This is a genomic window from Paenibacillus sp. EC2-1 (genome assembly GCF_049311625.1).
Taxonomy (GTDB): domain Bacteria; phylum Bacillota; class Bacilli; order Paenibacillales; family Paenibacillaceae; genus Paenibacillus_AQ.
Window position 1 is genome coordinate 2,257,301 of sequence record NZ_CP186006.1, and the last position, 22,380, is coordinate 2,279,680.

At 41.0% G+C, this 22,380-nt stretch carries 20 protein-coding genes; 16 read left to right on the top strand and 4 right to left on the bottom strand.

Annotated features, from left to right (window positions below):
* Positions 1-35: 35 nt before the first annotated feature.
* The 14 genes from ACK8P5_RS10700 (at position 36) to ACK8P5_RS10765 (ending at position 17,389) form a co-directional block, all read left to right on the top strand.
* Positions 36-584, top strand: a complete 549-nt coding sequence (locus tag ACK8P5_RS10700) for a hypothetical protein (RefSeq protein WP_422660918.1) — start codon at positions 36-38, stop codon at positions 582-584.
* A 236-nt stretch (positions 585-820) separates the two neighbouring features.
* Entirely contained in the window at positions 821-1,981 is a 1,161-nt protein-coding gene (locus ACK8P5_RS10705) for a GntR family transcriptional regulator (protein WP_422660919.1), read from the top strand.
* Positions 1,982-2,363: 382 nt separating this feature from the next.
* Positions 2,364-3,770 (top strand): ABC transporter substrate-binding protein, encoded by a 1,407-nt coding sequence (locus ACK8P5_RS10710; RefSeq protein ID WP_422660920.1) that lies wholly within the window; start codon positions 2,364-2,366, stop codon positions 3,768-3,770.
* Positions 3,771-3,854: 84 nt separating this feature from the next.
* The gene (locus ACK8P5_RS10715; protein ID WP_422660921.1) at positions 3,855-6,806 is read left to right on the top strand and encodes an extracellular solute-binding protein; all 2,952 of its coding nucleotides are present in this window, start codon (positions 3,855-3,857) and stop codon (positions 6,804-6,806) included.
* An 82-nt stretch (positions 6,807-6,888) separates the two neighbouring features.
* Complete coding sequence (locus ACK8P5_RS10720) at positions 6,889-7,797, top strand: carbohydrate ABC transporter permease (protein ID WP_422661438.1); 909 nt, start codon at positions 6,889-6,891, stop codon at positions 7,795-7,797.
* A gap of 3 nt (positions 7,798-7,800) precedes the next feature.
* The gene (locus ACK8P5_RS10725; RefSeq protein ID WP_422660922.1) at positions 7,801-8,673 is read left to right on the top strand and encodes a carbohydrate ABC transporter permease; all 873 of its coding nucleotides are present in this window, start codon (positions 7,801-7,803) and stop codon (positions 8,671-8,673) included.
* Between the two features lie 15 nt (positions 8,674-8,688).
* The gene (locus ACK8P5_RS10730; RefSeq protein ID WP_422660923.1) at positions 8,689-10,749 is read left to right on the top strand and encodes a YIP1 family protein; all 2,061 of its coding nucleotides are present in this window, start codon (positions 8,689-8,691) and stop codon (positions 10,747-10,749) included.
* A 24-nt stretch (positions 10,750-10,773) separates the two neighbouring features.
* Positions 10,774-13,386 (top strand): DUF5696 domain-containing protein, encoded by a 2,613-nt coding sequence (locus ACK8P5_RS10735; RefSeq protein ID WP_422660924.1) that lies wholly within the window; start codon positions 10,774-10,776, stop codon positions 13,384-13,386.
* A gap of 1 nt (position 13,387) precedes the next feature.
* Positions 13,388-14,281, top strand: a complete 894-nt coding sequence (locus tag ACK8P5_RS10740; protein ID WP_422660925.1) for a carbohydrate ABC transporter permease — start codon at positions 13,388-13,390, stop codon at positions 14,279-14,281.
* A 16-nt stretch (positions 14,282-14,297) separates the two neighbouring features.
* Entirely contained in the window at positions 14,298-15,251 is a 954-nt protein-coding gene (locus ACK8P5_RS10745) for a carbohydrate ABC transporter permease (protein ID WP_422660926.1), read from the top strand.
* A 125-nt stretch (positions 15,252-15,376) separates the two neighbouring features.
* Positions 15,377-15,832 (top strand): hypothetical protein, encoded by a 456-nt coding sequence (locus ACK8P5_RS10750; RefSeq protein ID WP_422660927.1) that lies wholly within the window; start codon positions 15,377-15,379, stop codon positions 15,830-15,832.
* Positions 15,833-15,881: 49 nt separating this feature from the next.
* Positions 15,882-16,370 (top strand): zinc ribbon domain-containing protein, encoded by a 489-nt coding sequence (locus ACK8P5_RS10755; protein WP_422660928.1) that lies wholly within the window; start codon positions 15,882-15,884, stop codon positions 16,368-16,370.
* Positions 16,371-16,445: 75 nt separating this feature from the next.
* The gene (locus tag ACK8P5_RS10760; protein ID WP_422660929.1) at positions 16,446-16,886 is read left to right on the top strand and encodes a hypothetical protein; all 441 of its coding nucleotides are present in this window, start codon (positions 16,446-16,448) and stop codon (positions 16,884-16,886) included.
* A 44-nt stretch (positions 16,887-16,930) separates the two neighbouring features.
* Positions 16,931-17,389, top strand: a complete 459-nt coding sequence (locus ACK8P5_RS10765; protein ID WP_422660930.1) for a hypothetical protein — start codon at positions 16,931-16,933, stop codon at positions 17,387-17,389.
* Here the strand turns inward: ACK8P5_RS10765 and ACK8P5_RS10770 are convergent.
* Both ACK8P5_RS10770 and ACK8P5_RS10775 read right to left on the bottom strand, forming a co-directional pair.
* A complete protein-coding gene (locus ACK8P5_RS10770) occupies positions 17,384-18,145 on the bottom strand; it encodes a serine hydrolase domain-containing protein (RefSeq protein WP_422661439.1) in 762 nt (253 codons plus the stop codon). The two genes, ACK8P5_RS10765 and ACK8P5_RS10770, sit on opposite strands and share 6 nt — an antisense overlap.
* Positions 18,106-18,465, bottom strand: coding sequence for a serine hydrolase domain-containing protein (locus ACK8P5_RS10775; RefSeq protein WP_422660931.1), 360 nt, complete (start codon positions 18,463-18,465; stop codon positions 18,106-18,108). Before ACK8P5_RS10775 ends, ACK8P5_RS10770 begins: the two co-directional genes overlap by 40 nt.
* Positions 18,466-18,623: 158 nt before the next feature.
* On the opposite strand from ACK8P5_RS10775, the gene ACK8P5_RS10780 reads away from it, so the two are divergent.
* Positions 18,624-19,007: a hypothetical protein gene (locus tag ACK8P5_RS10780; RefSeq protein ID WP_422660932.1), complete on the top strand. Its 384-nt coding sequence runs from the start codon at positions 18,624-18,626 to the stop codon at positions 19,005-19,007.
* Between the two features lie 191 nt (positions 19,008-19,198).
* The gene (locus ACK8P5_RS10785) at positions 19,199-19,774 is read left to right on the top strand and encodes a hypothetical protein (protein ID WP_422660933.1); all 576 of its coding nucleotides are present in this window, start codon (positions 19,199-19,201) and stop codon (positions 19,772-19,774) included.
* Positions 19,775-19,859: 85 nt separating this feature from the next.
* Here ACK8P5_RS10785 and ACK8P5_RS10790 read toward each other — a convergent pair whose 3' ends face one another.
* Together ACK8P5_RS10790 and ACK8P5_RS10795 are read right to left on the bottom strand one after the other, a co-directional pair.
* Entirely contained in the window at positions 19,860-20,870 is a 1,011-nt protein-coding gene (locus tag ACK8P5_RS10790; RefSeq protein WP_422660934.1) for an N-acetylglucosamine kinase, read from the bottom strand.
* Entirely contained in the window at positions 20,867-22,171 is a 1,305-nt protein-coding gene (locus ACK8P5_RS10795) for a 6-phospho-beta-glucosidase (RefSeq protein WP_422660935.1), read from the bottom strand. The genes ACK8P5_RS10790 and ACK8P5_RS10795 overlap by 4 nt, the downstream gene beginning before the upstream one ends.
* Positions 22,172-22,380: the final 209 nt, after the last annotated feature.

A 22,380-nucleotide genomic window follows, 5' to 3' on the forward strand; every position in this document is an offset into this window, starting at 1 on the left:
ATATGTAAAGCACATTGTTAAAGGAGGAGTTTGATTTGAAAAATAATAAAAAGGTATTCATGTGGATATTTTTTATATTCGTACTATGTGCCCTACCTTTCTTATATTATTCTGAAGAATATCATATTGAGAATAATGAGAAGTCTATACAGACAAATTTAACAAAATGGTTAAATCGGGGGAGTGGGGGAGAAATGAGCCCTCACGTGAAAGAAATTGTGAGGTTGGGTGCTTCAGATACCTATATTACTTTATTTCAGCTAGAAGATCACCGTATTGGCTATGCTCAGATGATTATGGGATGGAATGGCAAGTTGAAGATTGGACAATCAGGATATGGAACCAATGAAGTATCCTATCGCAATATAGACACGAATCAAGGGATGTATGGAATTGTAATTGGTTATAATATCGATTTTAAAATAGACCATCTATTCGTTGAACTTCAGCACGAAGAATTCAGTTTTTCAACAGATATTTCTCAAGATGAATTATTCATCAAGTTTGAGAAACTACCAAAGGATTTAAAAGAAACTTATCCAGCCCGTATAACTTGCTATGACCAATATAATAATGTAATTTAGTTGACCGCCTACCTATTTGGCGGTTTTTTTGCAAATTATATCTATTAAATATCCTAATCTTTGGTAAAATGCTAAGTAAGCAAATTAGGATAATAAAAAATAATAAATATTTCCATTTTTTAGTTTGGGTCATAGACATTATAACGTTTGATTTGATATATTGTTTGTATATTCAGTTAAAGTTGTTATAATCAATAACAAGCTAGAATAATGGGGCAGACTGGAAGTGAGTTAAGATGCAATCCAAGAATAAGCCGTTGTACATGATCATTTTGGAGGACTTGAAAGCCAGGATATTAAACGGTGAGTTTAAAGCGGATCAGCAGCTTCCAACGGAAGTGGAGTTAGCTGAGCAATCAGGCGTAAGCCGAATTACATCTAAGCGTGCACTGATTGAATTAGAGCGAGAAGGTCTAATTTACAGGAAACGGGGTAGCGGTAGCTACGTAAAGAAGCAAGATAATGAACATAAACTTCCAGAATTTACGACTATGCATTCAATGTCGAATCCGAATCCCATTATCTCTATGATCTTGCCATATCTAGCAACGAATGAACTAGAATATATCCAAGGAGCATCGGAATATTTAGACTCCAAGGGGTATTATCTAAGCATTCATTACAGCAATTGGGACAAGAACAAAGAGAAGGAGCTTTTACTCCGAGTTCCGAAGATTGGTTCGAGAGGTATTATCTTATATCCAATGAGCACGATGATAAACATCGATGTTTTGAATGCGCTTTATTGGAATAATTACCCACTCATCATGATTGATCAATACATAGAAAGCTTGCCGGTTACAAGTGTCGTTTCAGATAACTTGGAGGGTGGATATCAGGCAACCAAGAAGCTCATTGATCTAGAACATAAGCGAATAGCATTTATATCAAGCATTAGCATAGAGTATCGCAGTTCAGTTAGAGATCGTTATCAGGGGTATTGCAAAGCGCTTCGAGATCACCATCTTCCCGTGGACCCGGAGCTCATCATTACCGATTTTTATGAAGAAGCAGATGAACAAGAGGATAAGAATGCGTTTTATAAAACTATGATTTCACGTCTGATGAATATTGGGGTTACAGCCATTCAAGTAGAGCATGATCATTTGGCTGTAGACCTGTTACGTAGTGCTTTAGACATGGGGATTCGAGTTCCGGATCAGTTGTCAATTATTGGGTTTGATGATCATATGATATCCCGTCTGGTAGAGGTTCCCTTAACAACGATATCACAAGATTGTAAGGAAATCGGTCGCCGAGCAGCTGAGCTCATTGTTCAGCAGATACAGAGTCCAGACAAGGCTGCTCAGCAGATAACTGTACCTGTTTGCTTAATCGAACGAGGTTCGACATCATCTCCAAGTCTATTTAACCTCGTACCTACGCAGAGAAAATAATAAGCTGAACTTCTATAAAAGTATAAAGATTTAAAGCTGTTCCTTCACAGGAACAGCTTTTTTAATTGTAAATGTAAGCATTTTCGAAATAAAAGGTATAATTTTTTACACAAAATTGAAATTAGGTATATTCACTATTTACAAAGAAGATTTATCCAATTATAATAGCTCCTATGAGTGGTGTATTAGATATACTTAATACATAATATGTAGCAACAGGTATACCATTTTATTTTTTTGTCTTTGATGTAAGCGCATTCTTAACAGGCGCGTTTTTGCGCGAAAAGGGGTGATTTGTTTAACTAGAGTTCTGTTAACTAGGACTTAACGCAATTAAAGCTTGTTAAAAATTAAATCTAATAGAAAAATGGGGGTTTTACAGGTGAAGAAATTCAGATTACTTCCTATGTTGCTCATCGTTGTACTGATGACCTTTATGATCGCTGGCTGCTCTGGCGGTGGTGATAAGAACAATGCATCACAAGAACCAACTACGGATACTCCGAAAGAAGATACAGCAGTTAAAGATCCTGAACCAGCTGCAGAAGATGAAGTTAAGTATGATCTTAAGGGTGAAACGATCCGAATTGGTGTTTGGTACGATGATGCTGACCCAAGATTGGTTGCAGAGAAAGGTCCTGCTGAAGAATTGCAGATCAAATTGATTGAAGCAGCAGAGAAGAAATACAACGCTAAGATCGAATACGTAAAGTTCGGTGATTATGGTAAATACATTGAGAACTTTACAACGACTTCACTTTCCGGAACTCCTTTTGCAGATATCGTTCTGCTTGAATTGTTCTGGGCCTTCCCAACAATGGTCAACAAAGACTTCATTCAGCCTGTGGATAATATCCTCGATCTGAATGATCCGAAATACACAGCTTGGATGAAGGCGGGTGGATCTTATAACGGTAAGCAGTACGGTATGACAGATTCATCTCCATCTCCTTACGGTTTCTTCTATAATAAAACACTAGTTCAAAAGCTTGGCCTTGAAGATCCTTATGAACTTCAGCAAAAAGGCGAATGGACTTGGGATAAATTCCGTGATTTTGCTAAAAAAGCAACGAAAGATACGAACGGTGACGGAAAGACGGATATCTACGGTGTAGCGGGCGCTTACGGAACGATGGACTTCTTGACTGAGCAATTTGTTTATACAAACAAAGCTTCAGTAGATAAGAACGAAAATGGAGAAACAGCATTCTCCCTTGATAGTGAAAATGCAATCCAGGCGCTGCAATTCGTATCTGATCTTTACAATAAAGACAAATCGATTATGCAACCTATACCTGAGAATGCAAGCAAAGAGTTTATTGCAGGTAAAGGTGTCATGTACGGTGCATTTAGCTGGGAGCTTAGCGGTCTGTTAGAAAGCATGCCAAACCAAGAACTTGGCTATGTGTTCTTCCCGAAAGGACCTAAAGCAGATAAACATGTTACATACACTCCATTTGCGAACATGTTCATGGTTTCTAAATACTCTAAGAATGCTGAAGTAGCTGTCAAAATCTATGATGAAATCAGTCTCCATGAAGAAGGAAGAAAACTTTCCAAGCAGAGCTGGGAAGCATCCTATCCAAATAAAGAGTCACTCGATACAAGAGGACAAATGGCTGAGAGCATGGAGTATATTTCTTATTATGCCATTCCAGACGGCGGGGACTTATTCAAAAGTGTAGTTAAAGATATTACAACAGGTAAAATTTCTCCAGCAACAGCAGTAGATAAAGTTAAACCTCAGTTTGAAGCTAATATCAAGAAAATGCTTTCTGAAACCAAATAACTGTAGGATAGAAACTCTAGATGCGTACCCCTATTCTTCATGATGGAAAATAGGGGTATCTCTTAGAGAGAAGGGGTGGGTCCAATGCGGAAACCAATCATGAAAGTAGCACTCGTACTGCTTTTGTTGATTATTGCAGCTGGCCTGTTTTTTTCCTTTAGAGGTGGAGCAACTCGTGATTCTGCAGATTCCATTTCTCAAATACCACCTGAGCTTGACCTAACCGGCATTGGGGGGACGCCTAAGAAGGGCGGTTATGAGGAATATTTAAGCAAATTCACAGACGCCAGTTCCTCAGTGGAGAATGTCATCATCGAAGGGGAAGATTTCAGCAAGGTAGATGGCATGAAGACCACAGTATTGGAAGATTACAAAGGCAGACAAGGAAAAGCACTTCTCACGGAAGAGACGGGTTCCGTTTCTTGGGATGTACAGATTAAAAAAGCTGGGCTTTACAATATTAGAATGGATTTTTACAGCGAGGCAGGGAAGTCCTCCGACATAGAACGCGAATTACAAATAGACGGCAATATTCCTTTTAATGAGGCGAGAAGCTTCATTTTTAATCGTATTTGGGGTAACGAGAAAAATACGTTTGATCGTGATGACCGAGGAAATGATCTCGCTCCGAATCAGGTTGAGACTCAAATGTGGAGAAATGAAGCATTTAGGGACTCGACAGGCTTTTATCAGGATCCTTTCCTATTTTACTTTTCGGAAGGCAAGCACACCTTGACCTTAACTTCTGTACGAGAGCCGCTTGTCATCGATCAGTTGATATTGTCTCAGGAAGAACTGACGCCTACATACGATGAAATAGCGAGTAATTATAAGCAGGACAGCCTTAATTCATCTGAGGAAGTCTTCATAAAACTACAGGCTGAAGAGACATTGTATAAATCAACACCAAGCCTACTTCCTTATAATGATCGTTCCAATCCTGCGGTAGAACCATTCCACGTCTCCAAACTACGGAATAACGCGATGGGTGGGTACGCGTGGAGATTACCAGGGCAATGGATCGAATGGGAATTTGAAGTTCCAGAAGATGGACTGTACCAGATTGCACTCAAGAATCGACAAAATTTCTTAAGAGGAATGTCATCACTCCGTACGGTTTATATCGATGGCGAGGTTCCGTTTAAGGAACTTAAATCGTATCCTTTCCCGTATAGTGCAGATTGGCAAACGCAAGTCATTGGCAAGAGTAATACAGAACCCTATCTCTTTGAGTTAGAGAAGGGCAAGCACACGATAAGGATGGAAGTTACGCTTGGAGATATTGCACCGATTCTTAGATCTGTCGAATCTACCATTCTAGAGCTTAACTCTATGTACCGGACAATCATTAGTTATACCGGAACTGTTCCGGATCCATTTCGGGACTATAACCTAGAGCAGCGTATACCGGAGATGACAGAACTGTTCAGTGAAACGAGCGAACGTCTCTATAACATTGCGAAAGCGCTAGAAGGTCCTTCAGGGAAAAGTGATGATAAAACTTCGATCATTAATACTGTGGCATATCAACTAAAAGATATGGCAGATAATCCGGAGACTGTTCCATCAAGGGTAGAAGCATATAAAGCGAATGTTGGTGCACTGAGTTCTTGGATGCTCACCATCAACGAACAACCACTATCGTTAGATTATCTTATTGTAAGCTCCCCAGGTGCTAAGCTTCCAAAGGCTAAGGCTGGGAAGTTCGATAAGTTTGTTACAGATACAGAAGCATTCTTAGCATCTTTCTATGAGAATTATGATGATTTCTCCGCGGATCAAGATGACAAGAAGAGTGTAACGGTGTGGGTTACATCGGCTCGAGACCAAGCCCAAGTGATTAAAAAATTGGTCGATGATCAATTCACCGCAAAGACTGGAATTCATGTCAATCTGAAGCTCGTCGCAGCAGATGTTATTCTTCCATCTACGGTAGCAGGTAAAGGACCCGACGTTGCGATCCAGATCGGAAGCGACTTGCCGGTGAACTATGCCAGCCGGAACGCACTTCAGAATTTGTCTGAATTTAGCGACTTTAACACGGTGAAACAGCGATTCAATGAAAGCGCACTGGTACCTTTTGAATACCTTGAGAATTATTATGCTCTTCCAGAAACACAGACCTTCCCGATGCTCTTTTACAGAAAAGACATATTGGAAGATGAGCTGAAGCTAGAAGTTCCTCAAACCTGGGATGATGTCTATGCGATGCTACCTGTATTGCAAAAAAACAATTTGCAATTTGGACTCCCACAACGACCGCTTGATTCGACGGGGAATGAGACAGCTAATACGAACATTGCGACTTTACCCATTAGCCCGGCTTTGATTATGTTTTTATATCAAAATGACGGGAATATATTCAAGGACGGTGGGATGTCGACCGATCTCGATTCCGAAGTAGCTATGAAGCAATTTAAGCAATGGACCGACTTCTTCGTGAATTACAAAATTCCGATTGCAGCAGATTTCGCTAACCGTTTCCGTACAGGAGAGATGCCAATCGGTGTTGTAGATTACACCATGTATAACAAGCTAAATGCCTTTGCACCTGAGATTAAAGGCCTATGGTCCTTTGCTCCAGTACCGGGAACGATGACGCCAGATGGAGAGATTCATAGAGAAGTGGGTAGTAGTGGATCAGCCTCAGTCATGTTCAAGAATGTAAAGGATAAAGAATCCGCTTGGACTTTCTTAAAGTGGTGGACTGAGAAAGATACACAAGTTGCCTTTGGTCGTCAAATGGAAATTCGAATGGGGACGGCAGCAAGATACCCAACTGCGAACAAGGAAGCATTAGCAGAATTGCCATGGCCTACACAGGATTTCCTTAAACTCGAAGATCAGATGCAGTGGGCAAGAGGGATTCCGGAAGTGCCGGGTGGATATTTGACTGGCCGGAACATCGACAATGCATTCCGAAGAGTTGTCGTTCAAGGTGAAGACCCGCGTGAAACGCTTGAGAACTATGTTCGAATTATGAATGAAGAAATTACGCTGAAGCGTAAAGAATTTAATCTTCCCTATGAGAAATGAGGGATCTAGAGTGAAACAACAGATCGCAGAGAAACCGATTGCTACTGGGCTTCAAAAGCCCGGTAAGCGGAAGCCGAATCAGATGCTCCGCAGTAAATGGAAAAGTAATATTGGTTTAATGAAGAAAAACAGACATGCATACGTGTTATTAGCACCTTATTTTCTATTGTTCTTTACCTTTACAGTCATTCCAGTATTGTTATCACTTATTCTTAGTTTTACAAACTTCAATCTATTAGAAGCGCCGAGCTTCATTGGTTGGCAAAACTACGCAAGACTATTTGTTCAGGATGATGTGTTTCTCATCGCATTGAAGAACACGATATTATTCGCAGCGATTACAGGGCCGATAAGTTATATTGCTTGTTTCCTGTTCGCTTGGCTTATTAATGAATTGCCACCGAAACTTCGTGCTCTTCTAACACTAGTCCTATATGCACCATCTATTGCGGGCAATACCTATTTAATCTGGACGTTATTGTTCGCAAGTGATTCATACGGTTATGCGAATTCATTTTTAATGAATTGGGGCTTTATCCAGGAACCGATTCAGTGGCTTCAAGACACAAGATTTGTACTCATGATTCTGATCTTGGTACAACTCTGGCTCAGCTTGGGTACGGCATTCCTGGCTTTTATCGCAGGTCTTCAAAATGTGGACCGTACATTGTATGAAGCGGGAAGTATCGATGGAATCCGTAACCGTTGGCAGGAACTGTGGTTTATCACACTTCCAGCGATGAGACCTCAGCTGATGTTCGGGGCCGTCATCCAGATTGCTTCGGCCTTCTCTGTTGCAGAGATTTCCATCTTCTTGGTCGGATTCCCAAGTGTGGATTACGCTGCGCATACCATTGTTACGCATTTGGTCGATTACGGTACGATTCGTTATGAAATGGGCTATGCTTCCGCGATAGCTACTGTACTGTTCTCCATTATGCTTATGACCAATTTGATCACACAGAAGCTTCTTGGAAAAGTAGGTGAGTAGGCCATGAAAATAGCTTTTAAAATGCCCAAAAGACTGAACCGGTCCTGGGGTGTGGACTTGATTTTGTTCATACTGCTTGGCGGGGTAGCTGTATTCATGTCGCTACCATTGGTGTTTACGATTAGTAACGCGTTTAAGCCACTTGATGAAATTTTTACATTTCCACCAAAGTTCTTTGTTCGGAACCCAACATTCAAGAACTTTACGGACTTGGTAGGAATCTTCAGTGATTCTTGGGTTCCGTTCTCAAGATATGTATTTAATACTTTCTTCATCGCGATCGTTGGTACAGTTGGACACGTTCTCCTTGCTTCAGCTGCTGCTTATCCGCTCGCAAAAACGCAATTTCCTGGAAGAAAGATTCTGTTCAGCATTGTCGTACTATCGCTCATGTTTACGGCATATGTAACCCAAGTTCCCAATTATATGATCATTTCATACTTGGGAATGCTCAATACTTACTGGGCAATCTTGCTTCCTGCATTCAGTATGACTCTTGGTCTCTATCTCATGAAGCAGTTCATGGAGCAAATTCCAGATGCGCTATTGGAGGCTGGAAAGATAGACGGAGCAAGTGAATATCGAATCTTCTGGCAGATTGTCATGCCGATCGTAAGACCGGCTTGGTTAACACTCATTATTTTTTCTTTGCAAAATCTTTGGACCAACGGTTCAGCTACGAGCCATAAGTTCATTTATAGTGAACAGCTCAAAACGGTGGACTATGTATTCGGTCAAATCGCAAGTGGTGGTTTGGTCAGAACAGGACCAGTGGCAGCCGTAACATTCTTGATGATGCTAGTTCCGATTACGGTGTTTATTATAACGCAGAGTAGCATCATTCAGACGATGTCCACATCGGGTCTGAAGGAATAACAAGGGGGCTTACAGATGACAAGATTTGTCACCGCTATCCTAATCGTTATGGTGCTATCCGGCGCGATTGCCCCTGCTCAAGTCTCTGCCAATGATAACTACAGCTATTCTTTCTGGGGAGAACCGGTGCCAGCACCAGATCCCTATAACCTGCAAAAGGTCATGTATGGTGACGATTGGAACATAGGCCCGTTGTCATCCCCGCAAGATTTGTACTCCGGTCAAGATGGACGGTTGTATATTGCGGATACCGGAAATAACCGGATCGTCATCTTGAACAGACAGTTGGAATTAGCTCATGTCATTTCGGAATTTGAGCGTGAGGGTCAAAAGGATCAACTGAACCAGCCGGAAGGCGTGTTCGCGGATGCACAGGGAAACATTTATGTAGCAGATACGGAAAACCATAGAATTGTAGAGTTTGATGTAAAAGGGAAGTTCGCACGTATCATTGAAGCACCGCAATCATCGATGCTTCGTAAAGGTTTTCAGTATATTCCTATTAAGGTAGGAATCGATAAGGCTGAACGCATTTATGTCATTAGCCGAGGCTCCTATGAAGGGATTATGGAATTTGATTCTGGCGGCGGATTTGTTGGCTTTATCGGGACGAACCGAGTGAAATTTAGTCCTGTCGACTTATTCTGGAAACGAATTTCAACCAAAGCTCAGCGTGAGCAGATGCAGCAGTTTATCCCGCTGGAATTCAATAATCTTGACATCGATGCGGATGGATTTATCTATACGTCTACATCAGAGGAAGAGTCAGATCAACCACTCAAAAGGTTGAATCCTTCCGGCGTTGACATTATGAGAAGTAAAGGCTATTTCCCACCGAAAGGTGATACGGGGAATTTGGAGACAGGTACGCCACCAGGTAGCTCTATTTTTGTAGATATTACATCAGACGAAGGTGGCATGTTTAGCGCACTGGATTCCAAGAGGGGCCGCATATTTACTTATGATAAAGATGGTAACTTACTGTATACTTTCGGCGGACTTGGTAGTCAACAGAGTAACTTCCGCACACCGTCCGCTATTGAAACCGTAGGCAACAAGATGCTGGTTCTAGACAAAGATAATAACCGTTTATCCGTGTTTGAACCAACACAATATGGAAGTTTAATTCGTGAGGCCGTGATTGCACTTAATCAAGGTGATAGTGAGAAAGCAACAGCTTCATGGCAGAAAGTACTTCAGATGAATACGAACTTCGATGTTGCTTACATAGGGATTGGTAAGTCACTTCTGAAGGAAGGGAAGAATGACGAGGCAATGGATTACTTCAAGCTGGGAAACAGTAGGGAGTACTATTCCGAAGCATTTAAGCGATTCCGTAAAGAGTTCGTTATGGACCATTTCGGGTCGATTGTACTTGCCATAGTCTTATTCCTGGGTGTCATTATAGCTGCTGTTAAATTAACGCGTCGTAAGAAAGCCGAAGGTCAATTCTATCAGGAGTTCGGAATCATTCGTAATCCTTTTTACACGATGATTCATCCTTTTAATGGCTTCTGGGAAATGAAGTATGAGAATAAAGGAAGAATTAAGGTGGCTCTTAGCATCGTATTCTTCCTCGTTATTGGAACGATTATCAAAAGACAATTTAATGGATTTGTTATTAACTTTAACAATCCCGATCAGCTGAATTCTCTGGATGAACTTAAGTTTATCGTGCTACCTTTCCTCTTATGGTGCGTAGCGAACTGGTCGCTGACAACACTTATGGATGGAGAAGGCAAGTTCAAGGAAATCGTGATGGCAACGGCGTATGCATTGCTCCCACTTGTCATCGTATATATCCCGCAGATGCTCTACAGTAATGTGATTACTTCAGACGAAAGTTCCTTCTATTATATGTTAGAAGCGATTGCGCTGGTGTGGTCCTGCTGGCTCCTGTTTACGGGTACGATGACTGTCCATCAGTATACGGCTGGGAAGACCATTGCTACGATGCTGTTAACGCTTGTTGTAATGGGCATCATTATATTCCTTGGGGTATTGTTCTTCAGCATGCTACAACAGATGATCAGCTTCGTGAGTTCCATCTATAATGAGATTTCATTCCGGTTGTAGCAGGCGAAAAAGGAGGTATAAAAGGTGGCCGCAAAACAGAAGAAGATTGCTGGACTCCTGTGCCTGCTGATTATCACAAGTATTGCAGCAGGAACAGGATTACAAGGGACCTTGAAACTAGACAGTGCCTCTGCAGAAGCAAAGGTGACAACAGGTTCGGGAACAGATAAACCACAACCAAGTATTAATAGCAAGACAGATTTAACGGCACCTACAAAGATTAACAAAGAGAAGAAAACAAGCACGAATAGCCCCCAAGAGCTGAAAGCTTTAGATGCGATGGAGAAAGTATCTGAGAATGAGACGCTAATCCTTTACATCAATAAAAAAACTGCCGAAATTGCAGTTAAAGATAAGCGTGATGGCTATGTTTGGTTCTCTAATCCGGTTACACGAGAAGAGGATCCGATTGCTTCTCCGTTGTATAAATCAGAATTGTCAGCCCAGGTACTCGTTAGTTATTACAATGAGAAAGGGCAGATCAACACGTTTAACAGCTATGAAGATAGTGTTGCGAAGGATCAATTCCAGGTTGACGTGAACGAAGGAAAGATCAAGGTTGTTTACCAGATCGGAAATATGAGCAAGAGCGTTGCGAATATTCCTAAGGTAATCAGTCAGGAACGTTTTCAGAGTCAAATCCTAGATAAGCTGCCGGATCAGGAAGCACGTGATAGTGTAGAATACAAATTCCGATTTGATGAGGCAAAAAAAGTCTATGAACTCCGTAAGCTTCAGGATTACATTGCGGAAGAGTTGTCTGTTCTGCTAGAAAGCATAGGCTACACAGCGGAAGATGCCGCTGCTGACCAGCAGGAGAATGGACTTGCAGAGGAAGCTGTAAAGGCTAGCGCTCAGTTTACGATCCCTTTACAATACTCACTTGACGGCGAGCATTTGGTTGTATCTGTTCCTGGGCAGGAACTTGAATTCAACAACGCGTATCCTCTTGCATCCATTCAGGTGCTGAAATTCTTCGGTGCAGCGGATACAACAGGGGATGGATATATTTTTGTACCTGACGGATCAGGTGCACTCATTCATCTCAATAGCAGCAAACCAAGTGCAGAACCTTATAACTTGCCTGTGTACGGCGATGATGGCACTTTTGATGTAAAGGATGTTATTCAGCACAATCAAATTACACGCTTACCTGTCTTCGGTCTTAAAAAGGATGATCATGCATTCGTTGGGATCATTGAGGGTGGAGATGCTGTATCCAGTATTCGTGCTGATATAAGTGGACGGAATGATTCATATAACTCCGTTGGCAGTGAGTTCAAAGTAACATCGATGGACTTCTATACACTGTCATCTGGTACGAAGACCAGTTCTGTACCGATGTTCCAAAAGAACAAATTGAATGGTGATCTGCAGTTAAGATACGGCTTTCTGTCGGGAGAATCCGCGGACTATACAGGTATGGCCGGCCATTATCGATCCTATTTAACGAAGAAATATAATCTGCAGCAACTGAGTAAAACGGAGAATTCACCTTTTGTGTTAGAAGTGCAAGGTGCGTTCCGGAAAAACAAGTCGTTTCTAGGAATTCCCTATAATTCTACGGAAACGTTAACAACGTTTGATGAAACAGTAACGATTCTGGAAGAGTTAAAACAAGCGGGTATTCCGAATGTCGACCTAAGACTTGTTGGTTGGTTTAATGATGGAATCAATCATTCTTCACCAGATGAAATTAAGGTTGTTGGTGCACTTGGTGGTAAGAAAGACTTGCAGAAGCTGATGGATTATACGAAAGAGAATGGTATCGATCTGTATCCGGATGCGGCTTTCCTTCAGAAGTATAAAGGAGATTCCGGAGCTGCTGTCTTCTTGGATCGTGGGAAAGCAAAAGTATATAACTACAATCCAGTAACCTATGCCAAGGATCTTACAAGTTTCTCACACTACATTCTGTCACCAACGAAGCTATCCAAACAAGTTGATGGTTTTATGAAAGATTACTCTAAATTATCGTTGTCCGGCTTGTCTTTACGAGATATGGGGAACGAGGTGAACTCCGACTTCAATCCGGACCATCCTGTAACTCGGCAAGAATCACTTGCCCTAATACAGAATGAAATGGAGAAGTTGAAACAGGGTACTGGTTCGCTACTGATAAATGGGGGCAACGCCTATACGCTGCCATATGCCAATGTTATCGTAAATGCGCCCACTCGAAGCAGCCGGATGAATTTGACGGATGAGGATGTTCCTTTCTACCAGATCGCGCTGCATGGATATTATGATCTGGCAGGAGCTCCTTATAACATGGATGAAGTTCATAATCCGCGTCTGTCGATGCTGAAAGCACTCGAAACGGGTTCGAACATTTATTATCAATGGTTCCATAGTCCTTCTTCCACTGTGAAGGATACCAAGTTTGACCACTTGTATGCACTTAACTACAAAGATTGGTTTGATGAGGCGGTTGCACAGTATAACGAGGTAGACAAGATCTTAAATCAAGTACGTACCGAAACCATTGTAGGGCATGAGACTCCTTCACCTGGTGTGGTTCAGACTACATTTGAGAATGGAACCCAAATCACAATCAATTACAACGATGTGGCTGTGTCCATAGATGGTGTAACCATCGAGCCGCAGAGCTATCAGGTAGGTGAAGGCGGTGAATAGAATGCTCAAAAAACCACTTACGCTAGCACAGAAAAAAGCATGGATGGGTGTATTATTCGTGACACCACTCATCATTGGCTTAATTCTTCTGTTCATTTTACCGCTGATTCAGTCGTTTCGATTCAGTCTAAGTACGATTCGGTTGGTCGAGGGTGGGTTTGCTGTTGATTATCTTGGCACAGTGAACTACACCAACCTATTCTCAACCAACCCTGAGTTCCCTCGAAGACTAACTGAATCGGTGACGAACATGTTAGTCAATGTACCGATCATTATCATTTTTAGTTTGTTTGCTGCGGTACTGCTTAACCAGAAATTTAAAGGCCGGGCTTTAGCAAGAGCGATCTTCTTCCTGCCGGTTATTCTGGCATCCGCAGCGATTGCGAATATGGATATCAGCAGTTTCGTAGGTAGTACAACCTCTGCTGGAGGCGGCGAAGACGGCGGGAGCATCATGCAAAGTTTCGAGTTGCAGAAGTTACTGACTGAATCCGGACTTGCGCCCGTCATTGTTGACTATATTACCGGAGCTGTCGATCGAATCTATGAAATTATCAGTTCCTCTGGTGTACAGATTTTGATCTTCCTTGCAGGTCTACAGTCGATTTCTCCAACGCTGTATGAGTCATCCCGGATCGAGGGAGCGACTGGGTATGAGATCTTTTGGAAAGTAACATTTCCGATGATGACACCACTAATCTTAACGAACTTGGTATACTCCATCATTGATTCATTTAGCGCGAATACCATAAACACATTGATATCGGAAACGGCGTTTAAATCGTTTGAATTCGGTCAAAGTGCTGCAATGTCCTGGATCTATTTCTTAGTTGTCGCACTAATTCTAGGGATTTCAACAGCCATTATATCCAGAAAAGTATTCTACTACGACTAATGAGGAGGAAGAGACTATGAAATCGCCAACTGAATTTGCGAATTTCATCTCGTACAAATTCAATCCTCAGGAGAAGGCAAAATATTGGCTGTGGATTGTGGTGCGAACCGTACTAATTACAGGATTTTGTTTCATTATTTTGTTTCCGTTGTTTCTACGATTCTCTGTAGCTTTCCGTGGTAAAGCAGATATTTATGATCCTACGGTGTTGTGGATTCCGAAGCATTTTACGCTAGATAATATTAAGATCGCCATCGGAGCTACGGATTACTGGTCTTCTCTATTAAATACGTTCCTGATCTCTACAGGTACGACGCTGATCCAATTGGCGTCCTGTGCACTAGCTGCTTATGCGTTTGCACGGTTAAAATTTAAGGGAAGCGGACTGTTATTTGGACTTGTCATCTTTACGATTGTTGTTCCACCACAGACGATTATGATTCCGCTGTATCTGACTTACAGATATTTTGATCTGTTCGGGATTGTTAAGGTTCTGACTGGGAAGAGCAGTCTGAATCTGATCGATACGTTCTGGCCGTTCCTGATCTCTTCCGCGACCGCTATGGGTCTTAAGAATGGTCTGTACATCTATATCTTCAGACAATTCTTTAGAGGGATTCCGAAGGAGATTGAAGAGGCATCTCTGGTGGATGGTTCAGGTGTATTTAAAACATTTTACCGAATCATGCTACCGAATGCAGTTCCTGCAATCATTACTGTTGTTCTGTTCTCGTTCGTATGGCAGTGGAATGACAGTTACTATGTATCCTTGTTCCTAAGTAAGGTTAAGGTACTGTCAACACAGCTTATGGATATGGGGATGGCGCTAGGCAAGGAACCTGATTTGGTGTATCAATCTATGCTCTTAAACACAGGTGTCCTGTTACTTATGGGACCGTTGATCATTTTGTATTTATTCGTTCAGCGCTACTTTGTTGAAAGTGTGGAGCGTACAGGTATTGTAGGATAAACGCATTGAATGAATTATGCGGCAGGTTTGGAGGATAGCTCCAAGCCTGTTTTTTTGTTTGTAGAATCATATGTTAGAATGGGGATTACATATCGTACATACTATTTATTTCAGGAGAGCTTGTTATGAACATTGAACGAATCTATAAATTTACTGGTACTAAAGAAGTGCTAATGAAGCATCTTTTAATGGTTGACTCAAGCGCACAAGTTAATTACAAATTACATAATGAAGTATTAGAAGTGATTATTCAGTCTTTTTCCAAAGATGAATTACGAGTTGAGTTTGAAAACTTTAATATGAATTATAAAAGGTACTCTACTAGTTTTTTTATTAGCGAATCGTTTTACATTGTGATTTGCAATTTTAAAACATTATACGCAGGAGAGAAATTTATAAAACCTTTACTGAAGTATCTTGATACAATTCTTGCGCTTATGCTATTTATTCCGCAGGATACCTATAATAAGATAGATCCTAAACTCATAGATTTAATTACTCAAGATTATTACTCTGAGGGTTCAGTCCAGTATGATGAAGTCGTTTATCAAGCATTTCAATCTGCAGAATGTAATATCTAATATCATCTTAAAGAGACAGGACTGGAGAATATCCATCCTGTCTTTTTTTATGTCTAAAACATATATTTTTAACATAACAATCCTATTTATTGGAAACGGTGGTATCATAAAAGGAAATCATTTACTGACTCAGACCATTGTGAAAGAGAGGTTGAAGTGTATGGTTATCTGTCCATGGTGTGCAGAGAAAGTTATTATTGTAGGCGATATATGCCCTGAGTGTAGGATGGAGGTGTTACCGGAGCATTTGAATGCTTATATTGAGATTGGAGACGACAAGGAGCCGGTATCAACAGAAGTACTAAACGAAGACTATGTTGAATTAAGTATAGAAGAAAGAATCGAGCATCGATTTAATTGTGTGACATGTGGAGGCACAGTATGTGAAATTCAAGAGGTGGCGATGAGTGGCACGGGTTTAAATAAAGTCCTCGATATTGATTACAATCATTATTTATTCGTGTCTTGTCTAAACTGCGGAATCGTAGTTGTTTATAACCCGGATATACTAAGAAGGAATAGACTCGAGAAGAGCTGAACAGTGATGGATATTGTGCTGGATTCATAGATTGAATAAAAAGGAGAGTGGATTCCAATAGAACATATTTACAAGGTGAAGAATCCTAGAGGTACACGTATTATAATTTCAATGTTGTTATTAATAGGAATTCAGTTAAATTTGTTGTTTAGGATGAATTCAATCCATAGTACATCATTTTCATCTATTTTATTTTCCACTACTATGGCCGTATTAGTTTTGTCTGTTACTCTCATTAGATTATTCAGAAAGCCTTACACTATGCATGTTAGTGAGTTTTCATTACAAATCAAAAATAGAAATCTTAAACCAGAAGATATCAAAGAGATCAGAATCCAAGGGTACTTCAAACCGCTAATTGGTATTATACCAACAGGGAAGGTATTCACTCCATTCGATCTTTGTTTTCATATAGATCCTGACCAAGAGGATAAAGCCATCAAAGAATTAAAGGAATGGGCTGAGGAGCATGGTGTGACTGTGTTCTCGAATAAGATGGTTAGACGTTGGATTTAATCAATGGAGTTTAACGGGGAGAGAAGCTGGTGGAGAACGAAACAATGATTCAAGCTAAACACCCTTCCGGAGCAGGGTTGATAGGCTTACTGATCCTTTATTTATTCATTTTTCTGAAACCCTTTAATCGCGATAGAAGCTTCAATAATAACTTTGATTATTTCATGGAATTTTACAGGATTATATTCATAGTTTTCTATGTGAGCGTTATCTTGATCTTGTTAATTAGAATGTTTGTTAAACCATTTACAATATATCTGACGCAAGATTCGATAAATGTAAGAGGTAGAATGGTCAAGGCAACCGATGTAAAAGAAATTAGAGTGCAGGTAGGGCGTTTCGGATCACTTGTTGGGATTACCCCTGTGGGGAAACGAGTAACCCCTATAGCTCTATGTTTTCGAGTGATGGGAGATGAGGTTCAAGCCATAGGTCAGATAACCGAATGGGCTAGTATGAATCACATAAAGTTGTCCCATAGACAGATTCGGAAATGGTTATAATGAAGTGCTTTTCTTAAGAATATCAATGATCTTAAACATGAGCTGAATTGCTTTTCTTGTTGTTCTGAACTGATTAAGACTACCAATAAGATAGACGTCCATTCTTGGATGATAGAATAAGAATGATCCTGTGGAACCGAAATTCCCCCACATGTTATATCGAGCAGGCATCAAGAGTGGGATGGTGCGGAATTGAACCAGTCCGTATCCGTAATCAATACCGAATGAGAACTTTGACCAGTTCTTCATTCCTTCAAAAGAATCTTCCGAGATGATCTCATGTGACACTAACGCCTTCATGAATTTCAGTAGATCTTCCGATGTAGAGATAATACCACCTCCAGCAAACTCAATACTAAGACTGCGATGGTCATTAAGTACTGTCTTATTCACATAAACATCTGCAATGGGATATTCGCTTGAAGAAAGCGGGTTGGAGTAGTGGATCATATGCGATTGCTCCATGCTAAGTGGTCGAAAGAAATAATGTTCGAATATTTGATGGAGTTGTAAACCTGTTATTGTCTCAGCGATCAGTCCAAGCAGGTGATATCCGGTATCGGAATAGTGAAAGCCACCTCCAGGAGGAAAGTGTGATTTCAAATGTTCCTTAGACCATAGTATGACCTCTTGCGGAGTCCAAATTCGAGAAGGGTCATTAAGTATCATATCGATCATGCTTTGGCCTTGCTGGGGTTTGTCTTCGAAAAAGTCATTTAGTCCAGATGTGTGTCCAAGTAAATGATGAATCCGGATATCCCGCGTGTAATCTGTTCCTTATAGATATGAAGTTTGTTAAGAAGCTCTTGCTCTACATATAAATGAATCGGGTCGTCATATGATAACTTGTTCTGTTCGGCAAGTCGAGCGAATAATACAGAAGTGAAAAGTTTGCTGATGCTGGCAATGAGATAACGCTGATCAGCATGCGCAGCAATGGTTCCACTAGAACCCTCGGCAAGATTGAGATGGACATTTCGTTTATCGGAATGCACTAATAGATAGGCATTGTGTATGCGAGCGTTCTTTTGAATAGTTGTCTGGAACATCGTTTCAATTCTCATATGGGGATCCATCAGTTCTTGTCTCCTTTCAAAAGTGGGGAGAATCAGTGCATGTATTAGAAATAAAGGGGTGGGATCAAATCGAACGAATATATAATGCTAAGAATCCGCGGGGTATAAATGTAATTATTGGAGCGACTCTATTGATGAGTATGTATGCATATACCTTAGTGAGATTCAGTTTTGATACGGATAATATTCTGGATGTACTATTTTTGGGCACGAGAATCTTAGTTATTATCCTTTGTCTTAGTACAATTGTGATTACAATAATTAGAATGTGTGCGAAACCCTTTACACTGAAGATTCAAGGCGATTCCCTATCAATTAGGAATAGAACTCTTAAGACCGCAGATATCAAAGAGATTCGGGTGCAAGGTTACTTTAAACCGCTGATTGGGATCATACCTGTTGGTAAGCGAATAACTCCTATCAATCTTGTCTTTCGCTTCTTCTCCGAGGAAGAGGATCGTGCGATAAAAGAGTTAACGGAATGGGCTAACGTTCATCAAGTAAAGGTGAAGAAATACACGCAGATTAAACGCTGGGTATAATGGATGACAATAACAGAGTATGATGCTCTATATAGATATATGTTGGCAAACTAATCTGTCCGATGTTTCGTTATAAGCTAAACAAGACTAAAGTCCAGCTTGAATCCACTCCTATGGTCGGTTTTGGAAAGGCAACAAGCCGACTAAACTAGAGATATCGTATTTTTATGAGCGTGGAGGAACGTGTGATAATGGCAGACCCTAAATTTATATATGTATTATTAACGGATACAGGAACGATGTTTACGAGATTGATAAAAAGATACACGGCAGCACCCTATAACCATGCTTCGATTGCGCTTGACGTGGATTTGAAGGAAGTGTATAGCTTTGGACGAAAATGTGCGACCAACCCGTGGTCAGCAGGATTCGTAGAAGAGGATATTCATGAAGGGGTGTATCGTCATTTTCCTTCGACCAGATGTGTGGTTCTAAGGTTAAAAGTTACAACCGAGCAGCGCGAAGTTTTGCAGAAGAAAATTCTGTTCTATAAGAAGAATAAAGAACGATACAAGTATAATCTTCTCGGATTATTCTTCCTAGCCATGAAACGAAGTTATGCCCCTAAACATGCCTACTTTTGTTCTCAGTTCGTAGCCGAACTAATTCGAGGAATGGATTTAGAATTGTGGAATCGCTCTTCTGCCTTGGTGACACCCCATGATTTTCTAATTCATCCGGATTTTGAAGTAATCTATGAAGGTATGCTTTATGATTATCCCTTATTCTGTGCTAACCATCATATACAAGAATTGCAATTTAGTTAGTTCCTGCTCATTATACATAACTCATAAGAACATCAAACAAAGGAGCTTTCCCTAATAAGGGAAGCTCCTTCTTTAATTATGTCAGTTAAGTCTTTCTCTGAACATTTGCCACGCTGCTAATGATGTTCTCTCGCATTGTAGTATCCACGGGTTGGCCATATGCAATTTCGAGTGCCCATAATACGGCTCCTGTTGCAGGAGGGACTTGTAAAATATGAAATCTGCACTGGTGTTCTGTAAGTGAGGTAATATATGTTTTATATTTATGCAGTAGGAGTGGGCTCTCAGCCTTGACCCAAACAGAACCTGCAAGAATAACATCCACTTCTAATCCGAAATCCAGATTATGCATGCAACCTACGGTTGAATAGGCAAGTTGCCGGGCAGTGTGGTCTATAATATTCACCGCTTGCTGGTCACCATGATCTGCAGCTTCGAACATGATTCGCATAAGCTCTGTATTGGGGAGTGTTCTCTCTAGAATACCATTCATAGCGTGCTCGATAAACATAGATTTATCTGGAATCTGGAGCAGCTTCATTACAGGTGAAGTCATTGATGTTACGGGTCCCATGCGATAAAAAGAGTCGTACACCGTTCGAAGAATCTTACGAGCCAGAAAATAACCACCAGCCTCATCTCCAGATAACTCGCTGCCAACGCCACCGATCTGAAGACGGTCGCCACTTGGAGATATCCCACCCGTAACGGTGCCCGAACCATTAATAGAGCAGATACCGAAACCTTTCTCACTGCCGGCCTTGATACCAAGAAAGGAGTCATTATCTACAGCATATTGTGTGAAGCCAATTCGTTCAACGACCTTACTTAAATAAATCTTCTGAGAAGGTACATCAGCGCCAGCTAATCCGAAAGCGCCAGCAACAACATGGTCCATAGATAACTGATTCCGGCTCAATAGCAGCTGAATGTTCTCATTCATGATGCGGTAGGAGCTTTCGTAGCTGTCAGGAAATCGTTCATGACTACACGTTCCCGCATGAATATGATCTATATACTTCCCAGTCAAATCGAATAGAAAGTAGTCCGTTTTACTATTTCCACCATCGACGCCAATGACATATTGTCTGTTCATCGTGACATTTTTTCTTTCGGGAAGAACTGTGGAAGGTATTCCTTATGGGCTTCTTTCAACTCTTGAAAGCAGTGATATGCAGCGTCGTAATCCCCCACAAGGGGATTCATTAACAGTGCGCGCATCGCTGCATCCTCACTACCATTCACAGCAGCAGCTACCGTCTCACGCTCATAAGCCTTTACCATGCGCATATAGTCGACGATATGTTCATTGTTGAAATCAGGGACAGCAATCGGCGTGGCACCATCTTTTCCAATCACAGCACACATCTCAACGGCATCGGAATCCTTCATGAATTTGAGAGCTCCGTGATTGCGCAGGTTAACGACATGAACCTCTTGCTTATCATTGTAGATGGCATCTACCAAGCTGATAGCAACTTCGGAATAGTTGGCTCCACCACGAGATGCTAGAAGTTCAGGCTTCGTATGCAGTTCTGCATCAGAATAGATATTTAGAAGATCATCCTCAATCTGCATACATTTCTCACCACGTGTTATTTCACTTTCCTGCAGTAGCTTAAACTTCTTCTCTTTAAAATAATAATACTCCAGATAAGAAGAAGGGATAGCGCCTACCATCTGAACAACTTCTTTACTGAATCCGCTAGAAGGAATGTTCTTCATGGCTTCGCTATTTAGTCCCATATCGAGCGCAGATCTTAAATAATCTGTACCGTCTTGTTCGATTGCCGTGATCCAGCTCAGGTGATTGAGACCTACATAAGTATAATGAGGATGATCTAGATTAAGCGTTTCGCTAATGCTTTTAAACATATTGAATGGGACATTGCACAGTCCGAGCATTTTGATATCGGTATGATTAAGTATGGCTTCCGTAATGATTCCGGCGGGATTGGAGAAATTAATGAGCCAAGCGTCTGGACACAGTTCTTTCATACGTTCTGCGATATGCAGCATGACAGGAATGGTACGCATCGCTTTGAAAAAACCGCCAATACCACATGTTTCCTGACCGATCAGTCCATGTTTCAGAGGAATAGTCTCATCCAGTACTCTGGCAGACAATTTACCTACACGAATCTGTCCAAGGACAAAATCAGCATCTCGAAGCGCTTCATCTAGATTCTGTGTTCTTGTTACACGACAAGGCAGATGCTCTGCCTCGATCATTCGTTCACAAAGCATACCGACGATTTCTAGTTTACGAGAATCAATGTCCATTAATACAAGTTCACTTATCGGTAGCGCCTCTTTGCGTTTAATGATTCCCTCAATAAGTTCGGGGGTATAGGTGCTGCCTGCGCCGATAATGGCAATCTTCAAAACCTTTCTCATGCTAACTCCACCCTTCGATAGCTGTTCTACGTGTTCATATCGTGCTCAATTTTGCTGTTAGTATATCATTGCTATTGTAAGCGCTGCAATATAAAATAGAATTAAATTTCCAAAATGATAATATTCTAGTGAAATAAAATTTCGGTCAGCAGTTGATCTATTTCTATCATAAACCTGACGTAATCATCTTGTATTTTGAGGGGATTGAG